8 protein-coding genes and 1 pseudogene are annotated in these 8,400 nt (G+C 58.8%); 6 read left to right on the top strand and 3 right to left on the bottom strand.

Annotated elements, in window-relative coordinates:
• Positions 1-158: 158 nt before the first annotated feature.
• The 3 genes from B5F27_RS15215 to B5F27_RS15225 form a co-directional block, all read right to left on the bottom strand.
• Positions 159-1,322 carry an aminotransferase class I/II-fold pyridoxal phosphate-dependent enzyme gene (locus B5F27_RS15215; protein WP_087245456.1) on the bottom strand — a complete coding sequence of 388 codons (1,164 nt, stop codon included), beginning with the start codon at positions 1,320-1,322 and terminating at the stop codon, positions 159-161.
• Positions 1,323-1,398: 76 nt separating this feature from the next.
• The gene (locus B5F27_RS15220; RefSeq protein ID WP_087368929.1) at positions 1,399-2,091 is read right to left on the bottom strand and encodes a peptidoglycan-binding domain-containing protein; all 693 of its coding nucleotides are present in this window, start codon (positions 2,089-2,091) and stop codon (positions 1,399-1,401) included.
• A gap of 3 nt (positions 2,092-2,094) precedes the next feature.
• Positions 2,095-3,915, bottom strand: coding sequence for a peptidoglycan-binding protein (locus tag B5F27_RS15225; RefSeq protein ID WP_087368930.1), 1,821 nt, complete (start codon positions 3,913-3,915; stop codon positions 2,095-2,097).
• A 213-nt stretch (positions 3,916-4,128) separates the two neighbouring features.
• On the opposite strand from B5F27_RS15225, the gene B5F27_RS15230 reads away from it, so the two are divergent.
• The 6 genes and pseudogenes from B5F27_RS15230 to B5F27_RS15255 form a co-directional block, all read left to right on the top strand.
• A complete protein-coding gene (locus B5F27_RS15230) occupies positions 4,129-5,019 on the top strand; it encodes a DUF6017 domain-containing protein (protein ID WP_087368931.1) in 891 nt (296 codons plus the stop codon).
• A gap of 27 nt (positions 5,020-5,046) precedes the next feature.
• Entirely contained in the window at positions 5,047-5,880 is an 834-nt protein-coding gene (locus B5F27_RS15235; RefSeq protein ID WP_087368935.1) for a ParA family protein, read from the top strand.
• Positions 5,837-6,754, top strand: coding sequence for a ParB/RepB/Spo0J family partition protein (locus B5F27_RS15240; protein WP_087368932.1), 918 nt, complete (start codon positions 5,837-5,839; stop codon positions 6,752-6,754). Before B5F27_RS15235 ends, B5F27_RS15240 begins: the two co-directional genes overlap by 44 nt.
• A gap of 50 nt (positions 6,755-6,804) precedes the next feature.
• On the top strand, positions 6,805-7,254 hold the full coding sequence (locus B5F27_RS15245) for a hypothetical protein (protein WP_087368933.1): 450 nt from the start codon (positions 6,805-6,807) through the stop codon (positions 7,252-7,254).
• A gap of 93 nt (positions 7,255-7,347) precedes the next feature.
• Positions 7,348-7,818: a PcfB family protein gene (locus B5F27_RS15250; RefSeq protein ID WP_087368934.1), complete on the top strand. Its 471-nt coding sequence runs from the start codon at positions 7,348-7,350 to the stop codon at positions 7,816-7,818.
• Positions 7,819-7,865: 47 nt separating this feature from the next.
• Positions 7,866-8,291 (top strand): annotated as a pseudogene (locus B5F27_RS15255) (type IV secretory system conjugative DNA transfer family protein); the annotation flags it as partial.
• Between the last annotated feature and the right edge of the window lie 109 nt (positions 8,292-8,400).

The following is an 8,400-nucleotide window of genomic DNA, read 5'->3' on the forward strand; positions in this document are numbered from 1 at the left end:
GGCAGACCGCACTTCCATTTTAAGCAAAGGGAGTTTTTCTGTCATCATCATCGACATAAGTCTTTTTTCGAACCACTCGCCTAGCGAGTGGTTTTCGTTATACAAAAAACCAGCCGGCAGGGTTGCTCCCTTGCCGGCTGGCGCTGTTTTGGATGGATTTAGTTCAGGATGCCGCTGTCCCGGATGGCGGCCACCGCCTCGGCGATCCGCTCAGCGGGCATGGTCAGGGCAAAGCGGACATAGCCCTCGCCCAGAGGCCCAAAGCTGGAGCCAGGGGTGCACAGGACGCCGCTCTTTTCCACCAGATCCATGCAGAAATCCATGCTGGTGGCGTACCGTTCGGGGATGGGAGCCCAGACAAACATGCTGCCGTGGCTGTCGGGGACGTTCCAGCCAATGGACCGCAGGCCGCCGCAGAGGGCGTCCCGGCGCTGCTGATAGACGGCGCACTGGTCCTTGACCATGTCCAGGGGACCGGTCAGAGCGGCGATGGCTGCCTTCTGGATGGGCAGGAACATGCCGAAATCAATCTGGCCCCGCAGGCGGCGGAAGGCCGCCACCACGTCGGGCCGGCCCACCAGGAAGCTGATCCGGGCGCCGGTGACGTCAAAGCTCTTGGACAGGCTGAAGAACTCCACGCCCACATCCATGGCGCCGGGGGTGTTGAAGAAGCTGTGGCCCTCGGCCCCGTCAAAGATGATGTCGCTGTAGGCGTTGTCGTGGATGATGAGGATGTCGTATTTCTTGGCGAAGGCCACCAGCTCCTCGTAAAGGGCGGGGTTGCCCACGCTGCCCACCGGGTTGGCCGGCAGGGATACGATCATATACTTGGCCCGACGGGCGACGTCCTCGGGGATGTCGGCCACATAGGGCAGGAAGCCGTGTTCCTTCACCAGGGGATAGTAGTAGGGCTCGGCCCCGGCCAGCTTTGCCCCGGCGATAAAGACGGGGTAGCAGGGGTTGGGCAGCAGGACGGTGTCCCCCTCGTCGCACAGGGCCATCCCGATGTGGCCGCAGCCCTCCTGGCTGCCGTTGCAGCTGGCCACCTGGTCGGGGGTGATCTCCACACCAAACCGCCGCTTGTAGTAGGCGCAGACCGCCTCCAGCATCTCAGGCAGATCCCGCAGGCTGTACTTCCAGTTCTCGGGGTCCCGGGCGGCGTCCAGCAGAGCCTGCTGGATGTGGGGCGCAGGGGCAAAGTCGGGGGTGCCGACGCTCAGGTTGTAGATCGTCCGGCCCTCGGCCTCCAGGGCCACCTTTTTCTCGTTCAGCGCTGCGAAGATTTCGTCGCCGAACAGCTTCATCCGCTTTGAAAATTCCATCCTTTTCCCTCTCCTTTTTCTATACCGCTTTAGGTTTTGACCATTTTAGCACGTTTTGCCATCCAATGCAACCGCCTTAGTCGATGGTGGAGGCGGTGCGGCCCACCCCCAGGACGGCGGTGGTGATCCTGGTCCAGGTGCTGCAGCCGCAGACGCCGTCCACCGTCAGCCAGTTGCGGCGCTGATAGCCCCGCAGGGCGTTTTCGGTCATGGTGCCGAAAATGCCGTCGATCTGGGCGCCGGTGGAGTAACCCAGGGTGGACAGGGCATCCTGCAGGATCATCACATAGCAGCCCCGGCTGCCCCGCCGGAGGGTGGGGTAGCCCGTGCCGGAACTGGTGCAGGCGGGCAGGCCGTACCGGCGGTCAAAGTGAACCCAGGTGGGGGTCTGGGAGAGGGGTTCCACATAGCCCCAGGCGCCGGTGCGGAGGGCGGCATTGTGGATTTCGGCGCGGTTGGCGCTGGTGGTGTTCTGGCCCACGTCAAAGGCCACGCCGGCGTAGTGCTGGCTGCGGGTGCCGTGGCCGCCCTCCCAGATCCGCCGGAAGGCATAGCCCACATAAATGCCCTTGCCGTACCGGCGGCGGGTCAGGTTCCAGGCCTCCATGGCCGCGGTGGTGGTCCAGAGGGTGGGGCTGCCCGACTCCCCGCGGAATTCCCGCACCTTGAGGGTGCTCTCGGTGCTGTAGGGCATGGGGTCGTTTTCGTTGATCTTGGGATAGGTGTAGATGCGGTTGGAGTATTCGTCGTAAATCAGTAGGCGTGCCATGGCTCAGTCCCCCTCAATGGCGCCGGTCTCCTGCTGGATGGCGCCGATGCTGATGGCGTTGGTCATCAGGTCCAGGCTCAGGGCCTCGGCGGCAGACCAGGTGTCAGCATCCACAATGCCGGTCTCGGGCAGGCCCAGCAGAGCCTGCAGGCTGCGGGTGTCCTCGGCCAGCTCGTCGGTGTAGGTCTCCAGAATACCCGGGCTGGTGACATCGTCGTAGTAGTAGGCGATGCGGGCCAGCATGGTGGTGTAGTAGAGCACCGCATTGCCGGAGGACCCCACCGTCAGCGGCGTGCCGGGATAATCCATCCGGGTCAGGGAGACCACCGGGCCCGACAGGCGCAGCCGGTTGACCTGGGCGTACAGGGTGTCCCAGGTGGCGCGGCCCACCACGCCGTCCACCGTCAGGCCGAATACCCGCTGGAAGGCCCGGACGGCGGCCTCGGTGCTGGCGCCGAACTGGCCGTCGATGGTCACCGAGGGGATGCTGGAGTCATAGGAGTGCATCAGATAGAGGTAGTACTGCAGCTCCCGGACCGCCCGCCCGCTGGAACCGCGGCGCAGGGTACCGGGGAACTCGCCGGGCCGCAGGCTGGAGGACAGCAGGTCGTTGGCGATGTCGGTGTAGACCTCCCGCATCTTGTTCCAGGTGGTGCGGCCCACCACGCCGTCGTCGGTCAGGCCGAAGTACCGCTGGAAGGTTTCCACCGCCCGGCGGGTGCTGGGGCCAAAGATGCCGTCCACGCTGGGGTTGTTCAGGCCGGTGTAGACGGTGCGGGCGATCTTCATCCAGAACTGAATCAGGCGGACATTCTGGCCGGTGTCACCTTCCCGCAGGGGAACGCCCGGGTAGGCGTTGGGGATGCCGTTGTCCACCTGGATGCTGCGGAACTGGGCATAGATGGCGTTCCAGGTGGTTTCGCCCACCACGCCGTCCACCGTCAGGCCGTACCGCTGCTGGAAGGCCCGCACTGCGGCGGCGGTGCCGGCGCCATAGACGCCGTCCACCGTCACCGACGGAATGGAGGAGACGTACTGGCTGATGATGTTGAGCCAGAACTGGACCTGTTCCACTGCGCCGCCGGTGGAGCCGGTGCGGAGGGTGGTGCCGCCCCAGGTGCCGTCCGACAGGACGCCCGAGACGGTTTCGCCCTCGCTGGTCAGCTCGGCCAGATCCTTGACGGCCACATAAATATAGCTGATCTTGTACCAGGTCTGGCGGCCCACCACGCCGTCGGCGCTCAGGTTGAACTGCTGCTGGAACCGCTTGACGGTGGCCTCCATCTGGCTGCCGAAGATGCCGTCCACGTTCAGAAGTCCCAGGAAGGGGTAGTCCTTGGTGATGCGGTTGAGCTGACGCTGCAGGGTAAAGACGCTGGGGCCGCGGTCGCCCCGGCGCACCGGGCTGCCGGGATAGCTCTCGGGGATGGAGGCGATGTTGGAGGTGCGGACCACCTCGATGTTGCTGCCGTAGTAGTACTTCAGGATGCTGAGGGCGTTGCGGCCCTGCTCGGCCAGGGTGACGGTGCCCCACTGCTTGAGGCCGGGGCAGGAGACGCTCTTGCCGTCGCAGTACTCGGTGTAGTAGGGGTTGACGGTGCCCACCTTGCGGACATAGGTGTTGAAAATGTCGTCGGTCAGGTTGACCATCACGTCAAAGACGGTCCGGCCGTGGACGTAGTACTGGTCGTAGCTGGTGGAGTTGGTGATGTTGAAGTTGTAGCCGCGGCTGGGGTACCACTCGGTGTAGATGCGGTTGAGGGCCAGAGAAATCTGGCAGTGGATGTTGGCCCGCAGCGCCTGCTCGGGCCAGGTAACACACAATAAACCAACCTCAAAAAATAACGTGTAATCGCCTTAATTTGTTGAAAATTTTTCAAAAAAATTGACTTTTAGAAGGGGATTGAAGATGCTCTAAAATATGGACAAAAAGTGCATAAGGAAGCTTTGAAAATTGGATGAAAAGCGTGCCTTGGAGGAGATTGTGTCTCATCTGGGGCACGCTTTTTCAGTTGGTGTAAAGAAAGGTGATTGATTATGCTGGATTACTTTTACGGCGGACAAGCCGACCTGTTTTCGTTCTACCGTCTGCCCAAGGTCCTTTTTACAGATGCGCGGTTCCGCAGCATCTCCGCCGAGGCGAAAATCCTCTATGGCCTCCTGCTGGACCGGATGAGCCTTTCTGCCCGGAATGATTGGCTGGACGATGCCGGCCGGGTGTACATCATCTTCACAGTGGAGGAAGTCATGGATGCGCTCTACTGTGCCGACAACAAGGCGAGCAAGCTCCTGCGGGAGCTGGAAGGCGTCGGTCTTATTGAGCGCAAGCGACGCGGCCTTGGCAAACCCAGCCTCATCTATGTGAAGAACTTTGTCTCTGACCCTTCAGAATCACGTATCAAGAATCGTGAAAATCACGATTCAAGAGCCGTGAAAACCACGACTCCAGAGCCGTTAAAATCACGACGTAATAAGACTGATAAGAATAATACTGACAAGAACAAGACTGATCCTTTCCTTTCTGGCGAAGCAGACGGCGTGGCCGCCGGAATGGAATGCGAAGGGAAAGACGACCGCACTGTGTATCAGGATTATTTTTCAAAGCAGCTCAACGTCGATTCTCTGATTGCAGCCAATCCCGACGATGAAGATATGCTGCGGGAGATGCTGGAGCTTCTGGTGGATACCGTGTGCAGCCGCCGGAAGCTGATCCGCATTGCTGGAGACGATAAGCCCGCCGAAGTAGTGAAAAGCCAGCTCATGAAGCTGGACAGCGACCATATTCGGTTTGTCCTGGGCTGCCTCAAGGAGAACACCACCCAGGTGCGGAATATGCGGCAGTATCTGCTGGCCGCGCTGTACAATGCACCCATGACCATGCACAGCTCCTATGCAGCCCGGGTACAGCATGACATGAACACAAAGTAACCGGCTTAGCCGGCACAAAGGGGGATGATGAATTTGGCCCAAAAAGCAACTGTGATCGCCATAACCAACCAGAAAGGCGGCACCGGCAAGACCACGACCTGCGAAAATCTGGGTATCGGCCTGGCAATGGAGGGCAAAAAGGTATGCGTGGTGGACGTAGACCCGCAAAGTTCGCTTACCATCAGCATGGGCTGGCCCAGGCCGGATGAATTGGATGTGACACTTTCCGACCTCATGAAGAAGGTCCTGGAAGATAAACCCATCCAGCCGGGAGAAGGAATCCTCCATCATGCAGAAGGTGTTGACCTGATCCCGTCCAGCATTGAGCTGGCGGGGATGGAAGTGTCACTGGTCAACGCCATGAGCCGGGAAAAGGTCTTGAAACAGGCGCTGGATGGCGTGAAACGCTCGTATGACTTCATCCTGCTGGACTGCACCCCCAGCCTTGGAATGCTTACGATTAACGCTTTGGCCGCAGCAGATAGTGCCCTTATCCCGGTGCAGGCACAATATTTGCCCGCCAAGGGCCTGGAGCAGCTGCTGCAGACCATCAACCGGGTGCGGCGGCAAATCAACCCGCGATTGCGGATTGAGGGCATCCTCATGACCATGACCGACAGCCGAACCAATTACGGAAAGGAGATTGACACACTGATTCGGCAGGCTTATGGCGGCAAAATCAAGGTTTTTGAACAGGGAATACCCCGGTCGGTGCGGGCAGCGGAAACCAGCGCCGAGGGCAAAAGCATCTTTGCCCACGACCCCAAGGGGAAAGTGGCGGAAGCCTACCGGGCACTGACGAAGGAGGTGATGCACAATTCCGAAAAACGGCGCAAACATCAGCTTGACCAGTTACGATGACATTTTTTCAACCGAAGAGAGCCGCCAGACCGAGCAAATCCAGCAAATCCCCATCGCGGACCTGCACCCTTTCAAGAACCACCCCTTCAAAGTGCTGGACGATGAAGCCATGCAGCGGACAGTGGAGAGCGTGGCCCAGTTTGGCGTATTGGCCCCGCTCATTGTCCGGCCGCGGGAGGAAGGAGGATACGAAATCATTTCAGGGCACCGGCGGCAGCATGCGGCGGAGTTGGCAGGGCTGACAACCCTGCCTGTCATTGTCCGCGACATGGACGATAACCAGGCCATCATCAACATGGTGGACAGCAATTTGCAGCGCGAGAGCATCCTGCCCAGCGAACGGGCCTTTGCCTACAAAATGAAGCTGGAAGCTATAAAAAATCAAGGTGCTAGGTCGGATTTAACTTCGGCCCAACTTGGGCCGAAGTTGACAGCCGCAGAAAAAGTAGCTTTGGACAGTGATGACAGTAAGTCTCAAGTCAAAAGGTTTATTCGCCTCACGCACCTGATTCCCGAACTCCTGGACCTGGTGGACCAAAAGAAAGTATCCTTCAATCCCGCTGTGGAGCTGTCTTATTTGGCAGACTCGGAACAGCGGGATTTTTTAGAGGCCATGCAGGACACCCAGAACGCCCCTTCCCTGTCCCAAGCCCAGCGCATCAAGAAGCTGAGCCAGGAGGGCAAGTGCAGCTATGACGCCATTTTCGACATCATGGGTGAGGAAAAGAAAGCCGAGCAGGACCGCGTGACCATCAAGAACGACGTGCTGCGGAAATACTTCCCGAGATCCTATACGCCCAAACAGATGGAGGACACCATCATCAAGCTGCTGGAACAGTGGCAAAAGAAGCGCCAGCGCAGCCAGGAACGCTGACCAGCTGGCAGAGTAAACAAAACACAACACAAAAATTTGGAGGAATGCCTATGAACAACAAAAATCTTACCCCCGCGCAGCAGATCTACGCGAAGGTCTGCGACATCGAAAAGAAGCTGGATGCACTTCTCGAGCAGAAAGCCGTCCCGGCTCCTGAGCCGGAACGGCGCATTTATCTGGCAGCCGCCGGCCCTGACCTGCCTCTGTCGGTCATCCGGTTGGAAGACGCGCCCGACTATCTGCCCTGCTTTGAGGAGAGCGATATGCTCTACGCCCTGCCGGGCGAGCCCCTCATGATGAGCTACTGCCCGGCGCAGGTCATTCACTTGCCCGGCAGGAATTATCTCACCGGGACGGTGATCTTTTTCCGCATCGACAACGAGGGGGCCATCACCTCTCTGAAACTGGAAGACATCTGCCGAATCGCAGAGTTTTTGGCCCAGCATGATACCGCCCTGGTTGCGGATGGAACGAGCTTCACCGGCATCTGCCTGGACTGACCATGTGGGTGGGACTGGCAATTTTTGCGGCGGGAACATGGTTCGGTATTTTCGTCGCGGCTCTGATGCAGGCGGGAAAGGAGGCGGATACTCATGCAGGAAGATGTAGAGAACAGAACAATCAACTTTGCCATCAGCACTACCAAGCTCACTGGCCGGACGATCATCTCGGCAGCCCGTAAGTTCTTCCAGTGGCGGGCGCAGAAAGCTCACGCAAAGCCCCTTGGCCGCCAGAGCGTCAAGCAGCTTTTGCGGCAGGACCAGGGGGCGACCAACATCGAGATCGAGAAAACTGGCATCCGGGACTTCAAACGGATTCTGGATAAGTATGGCGTGGACTACGCCATCACCAAAAACCACGCCGACCCGCCCAAGTATCTGGTATTCTTCAAAGCTCGGGATACGGACTCCCTGACCGCCGCCTTCAAGGAATATTCCGCAAAGCTGGTCAAAAAGCAGAAGCGCCCCAGCGTGCTGAAACAGCTCAGAGAGCTGAAGGCTCTGGCAGCCGAACTTATCCCCAGCAAGATGAAAGAAAAGAAACAGGAGCGTGGCGACCGGTGAATCAGAACACAAAGCGCCTAATCCTCTTAAACCTGCCCTATGTCCTGATGGGCCTGTTTGCCACCAATCTGGGCTATGCCTGGAGGCTGGCAGCAGGGGCTGACTTTTCCCAGAAGATGATGTCCCTCATGTCGGTACTGCCGGATGCTCTGGGCCGAATCATTCCCAGCTTCCACCCGCTGGATTTATGCGTTGGCCTGTTCTGCGGTGCTGGCCTGCGGCTTGCTGTGTATCTTAGAAGCAAAAATGCTAAAAAATACCGCCACGGCAGCGAGTATGGGTCGGCTCGTTGGGGCAATGCCAAAGATATTGAGCCGTATGTAGACCCCAAGTTTGAAAATAACGTCATTCTGACCCAAACCGAGCGCCTCACCATGTCCAGCCGCCCCAAAGACCCCAAAACGGCGCGCAATAAAAATGTGCTCATTGTGGGCGGCTCCGGCAGCGGTAAAACGAGATTTTGGATTAAACCAAGTGCGCCCGTAGGGGCGGTATAAACGTTACTGTAAGCAAGTAATAGGTTAAAGCATCATGTGGCAATAGCCGCAGCCTATCCTTCCCCGTCTTACCCCAAAAGGGAAA

The organism is Faecalibacterium sp. An192 (assembly GCF_002160175.1).
Lineage (GTDB): Bacteria > Bacillota > Clostridia > Oscillospirales > Ruminococcaceae > Faecalibacterium.

What these genes read in the sequence shown, in the direction of transcription:
- B5F27_RS15215 (WP_087245456.1), bottom strand. Translation starts at nt 1,322, where the DNA reads ATGGAATTTTCAAAGCGGATGAAGCTGTTCGGCGACGAAATCTTCGCA.
- B5F27_RS15220 (WP_087368929.1), bottom strand. Translation starts at nt 2,091, where the DNA reads ATGGCACGCCTACTGATTTACGACGAATACTCCAACCGCATCTACACC.
- B5F27_RS15230 (WP_087368931.1), top strand. Translation starts at nt 4,129, where the DNA reads ATGCTGGATTACTTTTACGGCGGACAAGCCGACCTGTTTTCGTTCTAC.
- B5F27_RS15235 (WP_087368935.1), top strand. Translation starts at nt 5,047, where the DNA reads ATGAATTTGGCCCAAAAAGCAACTGTGATCGCCATAACCAACCAGAAA.
- B5F27_RS15245 (WP_087368933.1), top strand. Translation starts at nt 6,805, where the DNA reads ATGAACAACAAAAATCTTACCCCCGCGCAGCAGATCTACGCGAAGGTC.
- B5F27_RS15250 (WP_087368934.1), top strand. Translation starts at nt 7,348, where the DNA reads ATGCAGGAAGATGTAGAGAACAGAACAATCAACTTTGCCATCAGCACT.